Source organism: Halomonas faecis (assembly GCF_010993975.1).
Classification (GTDB): Bacteria; Pseudomonadota; Gammaproteobacteria; order Pseudomonadales; family Halomonadaceae; genus Halomonas; species Halomonas faecis.
In genome coordinates this window covers 1-12,837 of record NZ_JAACZO010000008.1, presented here as the reverse complement: position 1 = coordinate 12,837, position 12,837 = coordinate 1, and the positions used below count along the sequence as shown (strand labels likewise).

13 protein-coding genes and 6 tRNA genes are annotated in these 12,837 nt (G+C 62.6%); 15 read left to right on the top strand and 4 right to left on the bottom strand.

Annotated features, from left to right (window positions below):
* Position 1 precedes the first annotated feature (1 nt).
* Positions 2-1,147, top strand: a complete 1,146-nt coding sequence (gene pdxB, locus GFD32_RS04580; RefSeq protein ID WP_163575430.1) for a 4-phosphoerythronate dehydrogenase PdxB — start codon at positions 2-4, stop codon at positions 1,145-1,147.
* A gap of 78 nt (positions 1,148-1,225) precedes the next feature.
* Here pdxB and htpX read toward each other — a convergent pair whose 3' ends face one another.
* The 4 genes from htpX to msrB form a co-directional block, all read right to left on the bottom strand.
* Positions 1,226-2,128: a protease HtpX gene (gene htpX, locus GFD32_RS04575; RefSeq protein ID WP_163575386.1), complete on the bottom strand. Its 903-nt coding sequence runs from the start codon at positions 2,126-2,128 to the stop codon at positions 1,226-1,228.
* A 119-nt stretch (positions 2,129-2,247) separates the two neighbouring features.
* The gene (locus tag GFD32_RS04570; RefSeq protein ID WP_163575385.1) at positions 2,248-3,480 is read right to left on the bottom strand and encodes a pyridoxal phosphate-dependent aminotransferase; all 1,233 of its coding nucleotides are present in this window, start codon (positions 3,478-3,480) and stop codon (positions 2,248-2,250) included.
* A 52-nt stretch (positions 3,481-3,532) separates the two neighbouring features.
* Entirely contained in the window at positions 3,533-4,492 is a 960-nt protein-coding gene (gene ylqF / locus GFD32_RS04565) for a ribosome biogenesis GTPase YlqF (protein ID WP_163575384.1), read from the bottom strand.
* A 78-nt stretch (positions 4,493-4,570) separates the two neighbouring features.
* Entirely contained in the window at positions 4,571-4,972 is a 402-nt protein-coding gene (msrB, locus tag GFD32_RS04560; RefSeq protein ID WP_163575383.1) for a peptide-methionine (R)-S-oxide reductase MsrB, read from the bottom strand.
* Positions 4,973-5,142: 170 nt separating this feature from the next.
* Here msrB and GFD32_RS04555 point away from each other — a divergent pair.
* From GFD32_RS04555 to GFD32_RS04490, 14 genes are all read left to right on the top strand, one after another.
* Positions 5,143-5,218 (top strand) — tRNA-Glu (locus GFD32_RS04555).
* A 23-nt stretch (positions 5,219-5,241) separates the two neighbouring features.
* A tRNA-Gly gene (locus tag GFD32_RS04550) sits at positions 5,242-5,316 on the top strand.
* 5 nt (positions 5,317-5,321) lie between these two features.
* A tRNA-Glu gene (locus tag GFD32_RS04545) sits at positions 5,322-5,397 on the top strand.
* A 39-nt stretch (positions 5,398-5,436) separates the two neighbouring features.
* A tRNA-Gly gene (locus GFD32_RS04540) sits at positions 5,437-5,511 on the top strand.
* Positions 5,512-5,525: 14 nt separating this feature from the next.
* Positions 5,526-5,601 (top strand) — tRNA-Glu (locus tag GFD32_RS04535).
* A 178-nt stretch (positions 5,602-5,779) separates the two neighbouring features.
* Positions 5,780-6,745, top strand: coding sequence for an ABC transporter ATP-binding protein (locus GFD32_RS04530; RefSeq protein WP_163575382.1), 966 nt, complete (start codon positions 5,780-5,782; stop codon positions 6,743-6,745).
* On the top strand, positions 6,742-7,515 hold the full coding sequence (locus tag GFD32_RS04525; RefSeq protein ID WP_163575381.1) for an ABC transporter permease: 774 nt from the start codon (positions 6,742-6,744) through the stop codon (positions 7,513-7,515). The genes GFD32_RS04530 and GFD32_RS04525 overlap by 4 nt, the downstream gene beginning before the upstream one ends.
* A gap of 2 nt (positions 7,516-7,517) precedes the next feature.
* Positions 7,518-8,348 carry an NADPH-dependent 7-cyano-7-deazaguanine reductase QueF gene (gene queF / locus GFD32_RS04520; RefSeq protein ID WP_163575380.1) on the top strand — a complete coding sequence of 277 codons (831 nt, stop codon included), beginning with the start codon at positions 7,518-7,520 and terminating at the stop codon, positions 8,346-8,348.
* Between the two features lie 42 nt (positions 8,349-8,390).
* Positions 8,391-8,951 (top strand): nitroreductase family protein, encoded by a 561-nt coding sequence (locus tag GFD32_RS04515; protein WP_163575379.1) that lies wholly within the window; start codon positions 8,391-8,393, stop codon positions 8,949-8,951.
* Between the two features lie 3 nt (positions 8,952-8,954).
* Complete coding sequence (locus tag GFD32_RS04510) at positions 8,955-9,458, top strand: YiiD C-terminal domain-containing protein (RefSeq protein WP_163575378.1); 504 nt, start codon at positions 8,955-8,957, stop codon at positions 9,456-9,458.
* A 106-nt stretch (positions 9,459-9,564) separates the two neighbouring features.
* Positions 9,565-9,652 (top strand) — tRNA-Ser (locus GFD32_RS04505).
* 416 nt (positions 9,653-10,068) lie between these two features.
* Positions 10,069-11,097 carry a TRAP transporter substrate-binding protein gene (locus GFD32_RS04500; protein WP_163575377.1) on the top strand — a complete coding sequence of 343 codons (1,029 nt, stop codon included), beginning with the start codon at positions 10,069-10,071 and terminating at the stop codon, positions 11,095-11,097.
* 85 nt (positions 11,098-11,182) lie between these two features.
* Entirely contained in the window at positions 11,183-11,716 is a 534-nt protein-coding gene (locus GFD32_RS04495) for a TRAP transporter small permease (protein WP_163575376.1), read from the top strand.
* A 3-nt stretch (positions 11,717-11,719) separates the two neighbouring features.
* A complete protein-coding gene (locus tag GFD32_RS04490; RefSeq protein WP_163575375.1) occupies positions 11,720-12,715 on the top strand; it encodes a TRAP transporter large permease in 996 nt (331 codons plus the stop codon).
* The last annotated feature ends 122 nt before the right edge of the window (positions 12,716-12,837 follow it).

Below are 12,837 nucleotides of genomic sequence, written 5' to 3'. Positions count from 1 at the left end.
GATGCGCATCGTCGTCGACGCCAACGTTCCCGCCGCCGAGGCGTGCTTTGGAGAGCTGGGCGACGTGGTGCGCCTGGCCGGACGCGACATCGATGCGTGCGCCGTGCGTGATGCAGACGCCCTGGTGGTACGGTCGGTCACGCGAGTGGACGAATCGCTGGTGACAGGCAGCCGGCTGCGTTTCGTGGGCTCATGTACCATCGGCACCGATCATGTCGACGAGGCGCTGCTGAGTCGTCAAGGCATCGACTTTGCCAGCGCGCCGGGCTGCAATGCCGAAGCCGTGGTGGATTACGTCCTCTCGAGCCTACTGACGCTTGGCGAACGCCACGGCTGGCGCCTGGACGAGCGGCGCGTGGGAATCGTGGGCGTGGGCAACGTGGGCGGTCGCTTGCTGGCACGGCTCCGTGCGCTCGGCGTCGAGTGTCTGGCCTGCGACCCGCCGCGTGCACAGCGGGAAGGGCCTGCCGGCTTCCAGGACCTGGAGGCACTGATCGACGACTGTGACGTGCTTTGTCTGCACACGCCGCTGATCCATCGTGGCCCCCATGTCACCCACCATCTGCTCGATGCGCGGCGCATTGCGGAGCTGGCGCCGGAGACGGTGCTGCTCAATGCCGGGCGGGGAGATTGCGTGGATGGTCAGGCACTGCGTGGGCGCCTTGCCGGGCCCGGTGACATCACGGCGGTGCTCGATGTGTGGGAGGGTGAGCCGGCCATCGACCCGGCTCTGCGCGACCTGGCCGCCATTGCGACACCTCACGTGGCCGGCTACAGCCTCGATGGCAAGCTGCGCGGTACCCATCAGATCTATCGTGCGCTCTGCCAGCGGCTGGGGCTTCCGGCACGGCTTGCCTTGGACGACCTGCTGCCGGCACCGCCCCTGCGGCGGCTCGAACTCGGCGGTGGGCTCACCTCGGAGGAGGCGTTGCGGCTCTGTGCTCGGGCCGTCTTCGACGTGCGCCGCGACCACGACCGTTTGCTGCGTGAGCAGCACCGCCAGGGCCTGGCACGTGGCTTCGACGCCTGCCGGGCGAACTACCCGCTGAGGCGGGAGTTCGCCACGCTCGGCATCGAGCTGGGCGAGGGCGCCGAAGATCTGACGCCGTTGCTTGCCGGTGCCGGCTTTCGCGTAGCGCCGGGCTGAGTTGCCAGCCACGAGATACGAGCCACGGGTTTCGAGTTGCGGGTTTCGAGGGGCGAGTTAGACTGTGGCCCGCAGCCCTCAACGGTATTCGGCTTCCTTCAGCGCCCGAATCCGGTCGTCCAGCGGCGGATGACTGGCGAACAGCCGCTCCATCAGCGAGCGGGTCTGACCCTTGGTGATGGCCATGGCGCGCAGCGTGTCCGGCATCTGGTCGGGCATTTCCACTTCTGCCTTGAGGCGTGACAGGGCGCCGATCATGGCCCCCGAGCCGGCGAGCTTGGCACCGGCGGCATCGGCGCGGTATTCGCGGAAGCGCGAGAACCAGGCCACGATGGCCGAGGCGACGATGCCGAAGACGATCTCGGCGACGATCACCACCGCGAAATAGCCCATGAAGCCGAGGCCCCCGCCCCCGTCGCTGCGCGACCGCAGGAACTGGTCGACCAGGTGAGCCACCACCCGAGCGAAGAACATCACGAAGGTGTTCACCACGCCCTGGATCAGCGCCAGGGTGACCATGTCGCCGTTGGCCACGTGGCCGATCTCGTGGGCGAGCACGGCACGCACCTCGTCCGGCTTCATGCGGTTGAGCAGACCGGCGGAGACGGCCACCAAGGCGTCGTCCTTGTTCCAGCCGGTGGCGAAGGCGTTGGATTGCTGGGCAGGAAAGATGCCCACTTCCGGGGTCTTGATGCCGGCATCGCGGGCCAGCTCGGCCACGGTGTCGACCAGCCATTTCTCGGTGGCGTTGGAGGGCTGCTCGATGATCACCGTGCCGGTGCTGCGCTTGGCCATCCACTTGGAGATGAATAGCGAGATCATCGAGCCGGCCATGCCGAAGATGAAGCAGAAGATCAGCAGACCCTGGAAGTTCATGCCCTGGTCGCTGAGGTAGCTGTCCACGCCCAGCAGGCGCAGGGTGATGCTGGCCACCAGCAGTACCGCCAGGTTGGTGGCCAGGAAGAGCAGGATGCGCATCATGTCGGGATATCTCCGTCGATCGTCAAAGGGTTTGCGCCGCTCGCGGCGTCGACAAGCCGTTGCTTAGATACGGCTTTGGCCGCGGGGTTTCAAGTCGTGATGTGGAACCGTTGCCGAGCTCATTGGCGATAGCGCGACAGGAACCGCGCGAAGCGGTCCAGCGCGTCGCCGAGCTGGTCGGCCCACGGCAGGGTGACGATGCGCACGTGGTCCGGGTCCGGCCAGTTGAAGGCGGTGCCCTGGACCAGCAGGATCTTCTCCTGCAGCAGCAGGTCGAGCACCAGTTGCTGGTCGTCGCGGATGTTGAACACCTTGGGGTCGAGCCGCGGAAAGGCGTAGAGCGCCCCCTTCGGCTTGACGCAACTGACGCCGGGAATGGCGTTGAGCTTGTCGAAGGTGATGTCGCGCTGGGCGAGCAGGCGTCCGCCGGGCAGGATCAGGTCGTTGATCGACTGGTAGCCACCGAGCGCCGTCTGGATGGCGTGCTGGGCCGGCACGTTGGCACACAGGCGCATCGAGGCGAGCATGTTGATGCCCTGGATGAAGTCGGCCGCACGCTGCATGGCCACCTGACCGGAGAGAATCATCCAGCCGGAACGGAAGCCGGCGCAGCGGTAGCTCTTGGACAGACCGTTCAGGGTCACCACCAACTGGTCCTCGTCGGCCAGGGCACCGGTGGAGACGTGCTCGGTGGCGTCGTAGAGAATCTTGTCGTAGATCTCGTCGGAGAACACCACCAGGTCGTGTTCGCGGGCGATGGCCAGCAGCTCGCGGATCACCTCCGGTGGGTAGACGGCGCCGGTGGGGTTGTTGGGGTTGATGAGCACGAGCGCGCGGGTGTGGCCGGTCACCTTGGCGCGCACGTCGGCCATGTCCGGTGCCCAGTCGGCCTGCTCGTCGCAGCGGTAGTGCACGGCTCGTCCGCCGGACAGATTGGCGGCGGCGGTCCACAGCGGGTAATCGGGCGCGGGGATCAGCACTTCGTCACCGTCGTTGAGCAGCGCCTGCAGCGCCATGACGATCAGTTCGGAGACGCCGTTGCCGATGAAGATGTCTTCGATGCCGACGCCGGGAATCGACTTGCGTTGACACTCCTGCATGATCGCCTTGCGCGCCGAGTAGAGCCCCTTGGAGTCGCAGTAACCCTGAGCCGTGGGCAGATTGCGCATCACGTCCTGGAGGATCTCCTCCGGCGCCTCGAAGCCGAACGGCGCGGGGTTGCCGATGTTGAGCTTCAAGATCCGCTGACCTTCGTCCTCGAGGCGCTTGGCCTGTTCGAGGACGGGGCCGCGGATGTCATAGCAGACGTTGTCGAGCTTGTGCGATTTCCTGAACGGAGAAGGCGTGTCCATGGCAATTCCGAAAGTCGGTGGTGTCCAGTGGCGCCGGAGGGCGCCGGTTGTCTCAGGCGGATGTGCTGGTAGCCGAGGCATCGTCATCGGTCGCGGCGTCGGGGGCCGGGATATCCGCCGGTGTTTCCAGCGTCAACCGGCCCAGCTTGCCGTGGCGCAGCTCGTGGAGCAGTACCTCGGCGCCGCGGTGCAGGTCCACTTCGCCGCCCGGGCGAAGGCCGCCGCGCTTGGTGGCGATTTCGGCGAGTATGGCGTGGCCGTCGAAGCCGGCCAGGGCCATCAGGTCCGGCCGTTCGGGGCCGTCGGCCTCGACTCGTTCGGCTTCCGGGTGGGGTACGTAGGTCGGCAGCGTCTTCAGCTTGTAGCGTGCTTTGAGCGCCTCGGCGTAACGATGGGCCAGTTCCGCAGCGGTGACCATGGCGACGTCGACGTAGTCAATGGCGGTGTCGCGGATGGCGCCACTGGCCGCTAGCCGGTAGGCGCTGGCCTGGTCCTCGATCTTCGGCCACAGCACCCCGGGGGTGTCGACCAGCGCCACGCGGCCGGCGATGCGCACCTTCTGCTGGCGCTTGGTCACCGCCGGCTCGTTGCCGGTCTTGGCAATGGCTCTGCCGGCCAGGCCATTGATCAGGGTCGACTTGCCCACGTTGGGTATGCCCATGACCATGACCCGCACGTCGCGGTCGGCGCGCACCGCACCGGCCAGTTCGTGGCACAGCCGGGGGATGCGCTTGAGCTCCCGGGCCTGGGTGGTGGTCACGGCGAGCGCGCGCATGCCGGCCTGGGCGTCGAAATGAGCGACCCACTCGCGGGTGCGCTGGGGGTCGGCCAGGTCGGCGCGCGAGAGGATTTTCAGCACCGGTTTGTGGCGGGTGAGCTCGGCCAGCATGGGATTGGCGCTGGAGTAGGGCAGGCGGGCATCGAGCACCTCGATCGCCACGTCGATTTCCGGCAGCGCCTCCTTGATCTGGCGGCGCGCCTTGTTCATGTGTCCCGGATACCAGCCGAGCATTGCGTGGTTTCTCCTGCCTAAACGTGACGGCCGCCCATCATAGCAGATGGGTGGCCGCCTCAGGGCAGGGGCGGAGAGTTATTCGCCGGGGTGGAAGGCCAGCGCCACGGAGTTGATGCAATAGCGGAGTCCCGTCGTCTCGGGTGGGCCGTCGGGAAAGACATGCCCCAAGTGAGCATCGCAGTGGGCGCACACCACTTCCGTACGCTGCATGCCGGCAGAGTCGTCGGAGCGCTCCTCGACAGCGGATTTTCCCAGCGGGCGGTCGAAGCTTGGCCACCCGCAGCCGGCGTCGAACTTGTGCTCGTTCTCGAACAGGGGCGCGTGACAGCAGATGCAGTGGTAGATGCCCTGTTCATCATGAACCCGATAGTCGCCACTGAAGGGGCGCTCGGTGCTCCTCTCCCGAGTGACGCGATACTGTTCTGGGGTCAGTTGGGCACGCCATTCCGCGTCGCTCTTTTCGACCTTTTTGCGCATGATTTCTTCTCCTCTCGGTTCAGGCTGTCCTGCCGGCACGTCTTGGCACCACTTTCATCAGACATCGTCGGCAGCGGTAATTTCCAGCCCCGGGGCGTTCATGGGAGTAGTTGACAGCCCCCCGGGGCTTGAGTAACATTCGCGCCACCTCGTTGAGGCGAGACGGCTGCGTCCCATTCGTCTAGTGGTCTAGGACACCGCCCTTTCACGGCGGTAACAGGGGTTCGAACCCCCTATGGGACGCCACTCTCCTTCAGCAGGTGCCGGATGCGGGAATAGCTCAGTGGTAGAGCATCGCCTTGCCAAGGCGAGGGTCGGGAGTTCGAATCTCCTTTCCCGCTCCAACAGCGTCCCATTCGTCTAGTGGTCTAGGACACCGCCCTTTCACGGCGGTAACAGGGGTTCGAACCCCCTATGGGACGCCACTTCCGGTAGCGTTAGCGATAGCATAGACTGTCGATCAAGCGGGAATAGCTCAGTGGTAGAGCATCGCCTTGCCAAGGCGAGGGTCGGGAGTTCGAATCTCCTTTCCCGCTCCAATCTTCTTCTTTTCGTCCCATTCGTCTAGTGGCCTAGGACACCGCCCTTTCACGGCGGTAACAGGGGTTCGAACCCCCTATGGGACGCCACTCGTCGTCTTCTCATGCATGCGTCGTCTCCTCGTGAGTCGCTGCCTCGTCGTGCAGTGGCAAAACCCGCGTGCATCGGTCGGAACGCCGCACCGGCTTGAAGTGGTGCAGGCCCGCCCCCATAGTTCCATGCCTTTGCGGCATGTCCGCTTCGACCCACCCGTTGCGAGGAGTTCGCATGGCTGAACCGGCGCTGTCGATCCGTGGGCTGACCAAGGTCTACGGCAATGGCTTTCATGCTTTGAAGGGTATCGACCTGGATGTTGGGCAGGGCGACTTCTTTGCCCTGCTGGGTCCCAACGGTGCCGGCAAATCGACGACGCTGGGGGTGGTCTGTTCGCTGGTGCAGAAAACGGCCGGCAAGGTCGAGATTTTCGGCATCGACATCGACCGTGACTTCGCTCGCGCCAAGTACCATCTGGGCGTGGTCCCCCAGGAGTTCAACTTCAACCAGTTCGAGAAGGTGATCGACATCATGCTCGCCCAGGCCGGCTACTATGGCATGCCGAGGCGCGAGGCGTTGCCGCGAGCCCGCGAACTGCTCACCGATCTGGGGCTGTGGGACAAGCGCAACGGCAGTGCGCGCATGCTCTCTGGCGGCATGAAGCGTCGCCTGATGATTGCGCGGGCGTTGATGCATCGCCCCAAGCTGTTGATCCTCGACGAGCCCACTGCGGGAGTGGATATCGAGCTGCGCCGTAGCATGTGGGAATACATGCGCCGCATCAACCGCGAGGAGGGCACCACCATCATCCTCACCACTCACTACCTCGAAGAGGCGGAGAGCCTGTGCCGCCAGGTGGCGATCATCAACCATGGCGAGATCGTGCGTAACACCAGCGTTCGCGACTTGCTCTCCGAGCTCAACACGGAAATCTTCCTGCTCGATCTGGCGCGCCCCGTCGAGGCGGTGCCGGACATCGACGGTTTCGAGGTGAGCCGCGTGGAGCCGGCTCAGCTCTCCGTGGTGGTGCATCGTGGCCAGCGGCTCAACGATCTCTTCTCGACGCTCAGCGCCAGGGGCATTCAGGTCGTTTCCATGCGCAACCGTGCCAATCGTCTCGAGGAGATGTTCGTGTCCATGGTCGAGCGGGGCAGCGCGGCGATGGCGAGCGAGGCGGAGCCGCAGGAGGTGCGCACATGAATGCCACACAGACCGCGATTGCCCTGTGGACGCTGGTACTCAAGGAGATCAAGCGCTTCACGCGAATCTGGCCGCAGACACTGCTGCCACCCTCGATCACCATGTCCATGTACTTCATCATCTTCGGCAGCCTGATCGGTTCGCGCATCGGCGAGATGGACGGCTTCACCTACATGGACTTCATCGTGCCGGGACTGATCATGATGGCGGTGATCACCAACAGCTACTCCAACGTGGCATCGAGCTTCTTTTCCAACAAGTTCCAGCGCTCGGTCGAGGAGATGATGGTCTCGCCGATGCCCCACTGGGTGATTCTCAGCGGCTTCGTACTGGGCGGCATGGCACGCGGCCTGGGCGTGGGGCTGATCGTCACCATCGTATCCATGTTTTTCACCCAGCTGAGCGTCGCTCACCCGCTGCTCACCGTCGGGGTGGTGGTGCTTACCGCCGCACTGTTCTCCGTTGGCGGTTTCATCAACGCGCTGCTCGCCGACAAGTTCGACGACGTCTCCATCGTGCCGACCTTCGTGCTCACGCCGCTCACCTATTTGGGCGGGGTGTTCTATTCCATTTCACTGCTGCCCCCTTTCTGGCAGGGCGTCTCGCTGCTCAATCCGATCCTCTACATGGTCAACGTCTTTCGCCATGGTTTCCTGGGGGTCTCCGACATTCCCGTAGGCTGGGCGCTGGCAGCCATCGTTGCCTTCATCGTCATCCTCTTTTCCATCGCTCTGTGGATGCTCGGCCGCGGCAAGGGCATCAGGAGTTAGCCATGCATCGTCCCGATATGCTCGAACATGCCCCTTTGGGGCGTGAATCCGCCTACCCCGAGCGCTACGACGCCGGGCTACTCTATTCCATTGCCCGTGCAGCCAACCGCATGCCGCTGGGCATCCAAGAAGGTCGACTGCCGTTCGTCGGCGAGGACGAGTGGCACGCCTTCGAGGTGTCCTGGCTAAACGACCGGGGCAAGCCGCTGGTGGCGGTGGCGCGTTTCCGTCTGCCGGCCGAGTCGCCCAATCTGATCGAGTCCAAGTCGTGGAAGCTCTACCTCAACGGGTTCAACCAGAGCCGTTTCGCCAGCCGCGAGCATGTGCTCGAGGCGCTCAAGCGCGACCTGGGTCGGGCGGCTGGCGCGTCGGTCTCGGTCGAGCTGTTCGGGGTCGACGACGACGCGCTCATGCCCCGGCAACTGCCGGGCGAGTGCCTCGACGACCTGGACATCGAGGTGACTTCCTATACGCCGAGTGCCGAAGTGATCGGCGTGGGCGACGAGGTCGTCGAAGAGACGCTGCATTCGCATCTGCTCAAGTCCAACTGTCCGGTCACCGGCCAGCCCGACTGGGGCAGCGTACTGATCCGCTATCGTGGCCCGAAGCTGGATCGCGAGGGGCTGTTGCGCTATCTGATCGGCTATCGCCAGCATCAGGATTTTCATGAGCACTGCGTAGAGCATGTCTTCATGGACCTGATGGCGCGTGCTCGGCCCGAACGGCTGCTGGTGCTGGCACGCTACGTGCGACGCGGTGGGCTGGACATCAGTCCCTGGCGGGCGACTCCCGGCGAACGCCCGCCCCAGCCGCTGCGCCTGGCGCGTCAGTAGCACCTTGGGTAGAGTGCTCGACAAGACCGAGAGGAGAGCAACATGGAAGCCATGAACCTGCTGCACGAGCGAAGTTCCATGGGCAAGCTGATGGGGCCGTCGCCGAGTCCCGAGCAGCTCGAGGCCATCTACCGCGCAGCACTGCGCGCGCCGGATCACGGCGAGCTGCGGCCGTGGCGCTTCATCGAGTTCACCGGGGAGGGGCTCGAGCGCCTGGGCGAGCTCTACGCCGAGGCGGAGTACCGCGAAGATCCCCATGCCGATGACAGCGTAATGGATGCCGCCCGCAAGAAACCGCAGCGGGCGCCCATGGTCATCGCGGTGATCGCCAAGGTCACGCCGGACGTGGCCAAGGTGCCGAAGATCGAGCAGGTAATTTCCGCCGGCTGCGCCGCCCATGGCATCATCCTGGCCGCTCACGCCCTGGGGCTGGGCGCCATGTGGCGCAGCGGCAAGTACGCCTTCGACCCCACCGTGCGCAAAGGACTGGGGCTCGAGGAAGAGGACGAGATCGTCGCCTTCGTCTATCTCGGCCAGCTCGGTGGTCGCCATAAGCCGCCGGTCGAGCACCGAATTTCCGACTTCGTCGATCACTGGTGCTGAGCGATGCGCGAGATCGGCGTACCCCATCCCCGGCTACCGCTGCCGTCAGCCGGGCAACTGGATGACATGGCGACTTTTCTCGGCTGGTTGAATGAGGCCATTCCTCTGGTCGAGCATCTCGGCATCCTTGCCATGCAGCGGAAAGACGACGCCCTGAGCTGGGATGTGGCGCTGGGGCCCAACCTCAACGACAAGGGCACCGGCTTCGGCGGGGCCCTCACTGCCCAGACCACGCTGCTTGGCTGGTGCTGGACCACGCTGTGGCTGCGTTCGCTGGGCTATGCCCGCGACGTGGTGGTGGCTGAAGCCAACCAACGCTTTCTCGCCCCGGTTAACGGCGACTACCAACTGATCTGTACGCCGGAAAACGAGCGCGGTCCCGCGTTGCTGGAAAAGCAGCTCAAGGCCCGGGGCAAGGGGCGCATCGCCCTCGTGCAGCGATTGTGGTGCGACGAGACGCTCTGCCTGGAAGCCCGAGGCGATTACGCCGTGCTGCCTGCCCGATGAGACCGGCAGCACGGAAAACGGCTTGCAATCGCGCACTTAAGTCGATAGCATGTGCGCCGTTCTGACGCACAAAGGCGCTCACAGCCAGGCGTGAGAACCACAATACGGAGGGGTGTCCGAGTGGTCGAAGGAGCACGCCTGGAAAGTGTGTAAGTCGAAAGGCTTCGAGGGTTCGAATCCCTCCCCCTCCGCCACGAATATCGATTAAGCCGCTGATTTCAGCGGCTTTTTCTTTGTCTGGCTAATCTCGCCCCATTCCGTGTTCCAGGCTTTCACTGGACCGTCCAAGAAACCATCGGCTAATCCGACCCTAAAAGCCTACCTTTCTCCTTCGACTCCTGCGTTGGAGCGGACTGTATGGCAACTTTGCATCGCCGCGTGCCGGACCTCATCGGAAGGGCTGGGACGTGACGCTTCGCCGGGCTGGCACATTGCGCCGTGGGGCGTCAACGCTGCCTCACGGCGGGTCGTCGGCGAGCGAGTTGCGGGAGACGCATATTGTGTTACTGTAAGACAGTGCTGGGGGTGCACGATCGGTGAATATAATCGCCGACACACCAGCCCATTACTCTGTTGCTCCAACACGACGATCCAACAACAGGAGTGCCGTATGATCCGCACCAAAAACCTCATCACCGCTGGAGCCGTTGCTGCCTTCGGCCTCACTGCCTGGTCCGGCAGCTTGCTCGCCAGCGATACCCTCACCATCAAATTCGGGAATGTGATCTCAGCGGGTGACACGCAAAACCAGGGTTACGAACTGTTCGCCGAACAGGTGGCCGAGCGAACCGATGGGCGGATTACGGTTGAGGTGTACCCCGACAGTCAGCTTGGTGGTGAGCGTGAGATGATCGAAGCTACCCAGTTCGGTGACATCGAGATGACAGCGCCTTCGGTCGGCGTGCTTGCCAACTTCGACAAGTCACTCGAGGTTTTCGATTTTCCCTTCATCTTCGAAGATGCCGACACGGCCCACGAAGTGTTGGATAGCGAGCTCGGCGATGAAATGCTGGCTGGCCTGGCCGACAGCGGCTTGATCGCGCTCGGCTGGGGCGAGAATGGTTTCCGTAACTTGGCCATGACCGACGGTACGGTGCGAGTGCCCGAAGATATGGAAGGCGTCAAGCTGCGTACCATGCAGGTGCCCATGCACATTGCTTACTGGGAGAGCATTGGTGCTGCCCCCACGCCCATCTCCTTCCCCGAGGTTTTCACCTCCTTGCAACAAGGGGTCGTGGATGGTGTCGAGAACCCCTACGAGCTGCTCTACTCGGCGCGCCTGACCGAGCCGGCCGACTACCTGACCGAAACCCGACACATCTATGACCCGGAAGTCCTGCTCATCAACAAGGACTTCTTCGAAAGCCTGTCCGAAGAGGATCAGGAAATCGTTCAGGAGGCAGCCGACGCGGCGATCGACAAGATCCGCTCGCTGAAGAAGACCGTGAGTGATGAGATTCGTGCCGAGATCGAGGCTGCAGGCGGTACGGTCACGGATCTGACGGATGAAGAGCGTCAAGCCTGGATCGATTCGGCCATCCCGTTCTATGCGGAGTACGCTTCCGAAGTCGATACCGACAAGCTCAAGGCCATTCTGGAAGCGGCAGGCAATACCACCTTCCTAGAAGCCATTCAGTAAATTAGTCTAAACGTGCCCCTATCCGAGTCTGCAGGCTCGGGTAGGGGCACATTGACGTCGTTATCTCAGCGTGGATGGCTGCCCCATGTGGAAGTGGATATACTCGCATTTGGATGAGCACATAGAAACCTATCTGGCCACGGTCGCACTCGTCGTGTTCGCGTCTCTGGTGATCTTCCAGGTCGTGATGCGCTACATCTTCAACAGTCCACCATCATGGTCGGAAGAGATTGCGCGATATGCGCTCGTCTGGTTCGTCTACTTGAGTGGTAGCTATGCCATCAAGTACCAACGACATGTCAAGTTCAACGTGATCGTCGACCTGATCGGCAGAAAGCTGCCATTCGTTCAACGCCTCATCCGTCTTTTCATCTTCGTGCTTTGGCTGGCCTTTCTCATCTACATGTTCACGCTTGCCATCGAGATGGTAAGAAGACAGTTGATTACCGGCCAGTTGTCCCCCGGCTCGCAGATTCCCATGTATCTCGTTTATGTCGGGCTCCCCCTCGGCCTTTCTCTCATGTCGTTTCGGGTTCTCCAGCATACGGTGCATTCCTTCATCGACATCGTTCGCCACCCTTTTTCCCCTATTCCCCAATCAGAGCCGGAGGCGGATTAAGACATGGGTATCAGCATTCTGGCGATCAGCTTTATCGTGCTGCTCATTCTGGGCATGCCCGTTGCCTTTGCGCTCGGCATCGCTTCCATGCTCTCGGTCATGATGACTGAAGTCGTACCCGTCAACTACCTCACACAGACCATGTTCGGGGCCGTAGACTCCTACTCCCTCCTGGCAGTACCTCTCTTCGTGTTATCCGGCGTCATCATGGAACATGGGGGACTTTCCAAACGGCTCATCGATGCTGCCAAGGCATTCGTCGGTCATATTACCGGTGGCTTGCCGGCAGTAACGTTGCTGGGAACCACCGTGTTTGCCATGCTGAGCGGCTCGGGGCCGGCAACGGTTGCCGCCATCGGTGGTATCATGATTCCGGCGATGATTCGCGAAGGCTATGGTCGGGGTTTTAGTGCCGGAACGCTGGCAACTGCCGGTGGTGTGGGCATCGTCATACCGCCGAGCATTCCGCTCATCGTATATGGCATCACTACCAATACGTCCATTGGCGACCTCTTCCTTGCGGGGTTGATTCCCGGCCTGGTGATTGTGCTATCTCTCTATCTCGTCAACCGCTATATCTGCAAGAAAAAGGGCTATGGCACCCATGTTGCGAGGGCAGAATGGGGCGCGCGAGGGAAGGCAGTCTGGCGCGCGAAGTGGACCCTTTTGATGCCCATTGTGGTATTGGGCGGAATCTATGGGGGCGTCTTTACGCCGACGGAAGCATCCGGTATTGCCGTGGCCTATAGCTTGGTGCTTGCTCTTTTGTATCGGGAAGCACAGTGGTCGCAGGTTCCCATGATGTTGAAAACTACCTTCCTCATTTCCGGCATGATTCTGGTTATCATTGCGACCGCATCCACCTATGCCAGAATCCTGACGCTTGAGAGAATCCCCACGCTCATCGCCAACTTCCTGGGGGCTTTACCCGTACCCTTCTGGATCGTGTTGGCGGTCATCCTTCTGCTGCTACTCTTCATTGGCATGTTCATGGTATAGAGCGACAATTACTCTGGCCGGTGGACGACAACTATTCTGACCGGTTGCCCTAAGCTTGACCGCTTGTCCTGACCCACCAGGGAGACGGTATGGCGGTCACCAGCCAACAGGTCACGCTCTAC

Bases quoted from the DNA above. Each gene is read 5' to 3' on its own strand.
- pdxB (WP_163575430.1), top strand. From the start codon at position 2: ATGCGCATCGTCGTCGACGCCAACGTTCCCGCCGCCGAGGCGTGCTTT.
- htpX (WP_163575386.1), bottom strand. From the start codon at position 2,128: ATGATGCGCATCCTGCTCTTCCTGGCCACCAACCTGGCGGTACTGCTG.
- GFD32_RS04570 (WP_163575385.1), bottom strand. From the start codon at position 3,480: ATGGACACGCCTTCTCCGTTCAGGAAATCGCACAAGCTCGACAACGTC.
- ylqF (WP_163575384.1), bottom strand. From the start codon at position 4,492: ATGCTCGGCTGGTATCCGGGACACATGAACAAGGCGCGCCGCCAGATC.
- msrB (WP_163575383.1), bottom strand. From the start codon at position 4,972: ATGCGCAAAAAGGTCGAAAAGAGCGACGCGGAATGGCGTGCCCAACTG.
- GFD32_RS04530 (WP_163575382.1), top strand. From the start codon at position 5,780: ATGGCTGAACCGGCGCTGTCGATCCGTGGGCTGACCAAGGTCTACGGC.
- GFD32_RS04525 (WP_163575381.1), top strand. From the start codon at position 6,742: ATGAATGCCACACAGACCGCGATTGCCCTGTGGACGCTGGTACTCAAG.
- queF (WP_163575380.1), top strand. From the start codon at position 7,518: ATGCATCGTCCCGATATGCTCGAACATGCCCCTTTGGGGCGTGAATCC.
- GFD32_RS04515 (WP_163575379.1), top strand. From the start codon at position 8,391: ATGGAAGCCATGAACCTGCTGCACGAGCGAAGTTCCATGGGCAAGCTG.
- GFD32_RS04510 (WP_163575378.1), top strand. From the start codon at position 8,955: ATGCGCGAGATCGGCGTACCCCATCCCCGGCTACCGCTGCCGTCAGCC.
- GFD32_RS04500 (WP_163575377.1), top strand. From the start codon at position 10,069: ATGATCCGCACCAAAAACCTCATCACCGCTGGAGCCGTTGCTGCCTTC.
- GFD32_RS04495 (WP_163575376.1), top strand. From the start codon at position 11,183: ATGTGGAAGTGGATATACTCGCATTTGGATGAGCACATAGAAACCTAT.
- GFD32_RS04490 (WP_163575375.1), top strand. From the start codon at position 11,720: ATGGGTATCAGCATTCTGGCGATCAGCTTTATCGTGCTGCTCATTCTG.